General features: G+C 60.2%; 1 protein-coding gene. It reads left to right on the forward strand.

Features of this window, described 5'->3' with window-relative positions:
* Window positions 1-305: 305 nt before the first annotated feature.
* Entirely contained in the window at window positions 306-2,000 is a 1,695-nt protein-coding gene (locus tag FS320_RS41950; protein ID WP_162003611.1) for a tannase/feruloyl esterase family alpha/beta hydrolase, read from the forward strand.
* Window positions 2,001-2,275: the final 275 nt, after the last annotated feature.

The raw sequence follows: 2,275 nt of genomic DNA on the forward strand, positions 1-2,275 counted from the left end.
GACCCACTGGAAACCTTCATAGATTGAGCCATGTCTCGTGTTGAGACGGTTCAAGCGTCAAATTGTGCAATCGGCGACGCAACTGGGCGGTCTCACCCATCGTCAGATCTCGCTATGGTGGATCCTGCGTTTGGATGGAAATCCGAGGACCGGGCCATTCCCGTCGACGATCTTCAAAAGGCGAAGCTGGGGTTATTTATCTGCGGATTGTCCAATCCTATGCGTATTTTATCCATTGGCTAAATAATTGCCGACGCCCAATCTCTTCCAAAAAGAAAAAGCGGCCCACTCAAAAGGAGGAGATAATGAAGCCCATCGTTTATGCCATTGCAGCCGTCGCAGCGATCGTCACCCATTCCGCTCAGGCACAGGATAGACCCGCGACCGCGTTGCAGCGCTGTCAGGATCTGAAGGGCTTCGCCATAGCACCCGGTGATATTGGTTTGCCGACGAAGGGAGCATCGGTCACGCAGGCAGATCGTGCTCCGGTGGCGGAGCCCAAGCCCTCTCCCGACGGCGAGTTCGGGCTCCCGATCCCGGAGCGCTGCATCGTCCAGGGCAGGATCGAGCCCGTCGATCCCGCTGCCCCACCCATCAACTTCAACATCAACCTGCCGATCAACTGGAACGGCATGGCCCTGCAATCTGGTGGCGGCGGTCTCGGTGGCGCTCTGATCACCGGCCCTAACCAGAAAGCGGCCGGGCGCTTTGATCCAATCCCACTGGATCTGCCGTACCCCCTCACGCTTGGCTACGTGACCTTTGGCGATGACGATGGGCATCAGGGACCGGATGTCAGCTTCACGAAGAGTGACGAGGCGCTGCGGAACTGGGCGTCCGACGCTCACAAGAAGACCCGTGACGTTGCTCTTACAATCATCAAGGCATCCTATGGCAGGGCACCGGATCGCCTGTACTTCACTGGCGAGTCGGCTGGCGGCCGCGAGGCTGTGATCATGGCTCAGAAGTTCCCGCAGGACTATGACGGCATCATCGCGACGTCCCCTGTGTTGGGCTGGTACGCCATCCACCTGGCTGATAACACGATCCGCGACAGGCTCATCCAGGGATGGCTGGATGCGAAGGCGATTTCGCTCATCGCCGAGAAGACCCGTGCCACCTGTGATGAAGCCGATGGCTTCAAGGATGGTATCATCGCCCGCTACATGGAGTGCCCCAACAACGTTGCGACCTTACGGTGCCCCGAGGGAAAGCCGGGCGACAGCTGCCTCTCGGACGCGCAGATCTCGGCTGTGAACGCCGTTCGGGAGCCTTGGTCCATGATCGTGCCGCTGGCGCACGGGGTCACGCGCTATGCTGGTTTCGGCGTCACTGGCGATGAGGATGGGGAGCGCTACCAGTATGCGTTCTACACCGTCGGGACGGAGCGGCCGTCGCAGCCTCTGGAGCCTGGGCGGGGCTTCGAGCCAAAGCGGGGCGCCGTGCTCAACTTCTCCAACCTGCTGGTCCGTCACACGATTGTTCAGGACCCGGCATTTGACCCTTACCAGTTCGACCCACGTCCTTACGCCAAGCGCATCCAGTATCTCTCGGCCCTGTTTGACGCGACAAACCCGGATCTGTCCGAGTTCCGTAATCGGGGCGGCAAGATAATCATCCTCCAGCCCTCAGCCGACAACGCGGTCGGCACCCCTATGATCGCGGAGTACTACAGGTCCGTGGTCGCCAAGATGGGGCAGGGGGCCACTGATGAGACGCTCCGCTTCTATGTTGGACACGGTGGTGGGCACAACGTGACCGGAACGTCCCAAGTGGATACTCTCACCCTTTTGGAAAACTGGGTTGAGAAGGGGCAGTCCCCGCCGGATGCAGTGACGGCCTACAACATTGACACGACCACGCTCAAGCGCCTGCGGAGCATGCCAGCCTGCCGCTATCAGTCCTATGCTAAGTACAATGGCTCGGGGGATCCGAACAGCGCTGAAAGCTTCACGTGTGAGAAGCGCCCTGACCCGCTGGCATTCGACCCGAACCCGTAGAACGACTGGACCAAGCCACCGGCCATAGCCGCTCCGATCGAGGCCGGAGCGGACACCCGTCTTAAATTTTTACGGGATAGCCCGGACCGGTCTGCTCCTGCGCTTGCCTGACGATGCAGGCGCCCGTCTGGTACCCGTTCAGCCCAGGCCCGTAGCGCGCGAGGCAGAGATGCGAAGGCATTCTGTCCGTTCGCGCCAGAGCCTGGGCTTTGCGATGACCGGTGTTGCTCTTAGGTCAACAGACAGATCTCTGTGTAAATGCGGGAACGACTGCA

The sequence above is a fragment of the Microvirga tunisiensis genome (assembly GCF_009296175.1).
GTDB lineage: Bacteria > Pseudomonadota > Alphaproteobacteria > Rhizobiales > Beijerinckiaceae > Microvirga > Microvirga tunisiensis.

Coding starts and splice junctions, on each gene's coding strand:
- FS320_RS41950 (WP_162003611.1), top strand. CDS start 306: ATGAAGCCCATCGTTTATGCCATTGCAGCCGTCGCAGCGATCGTCACC.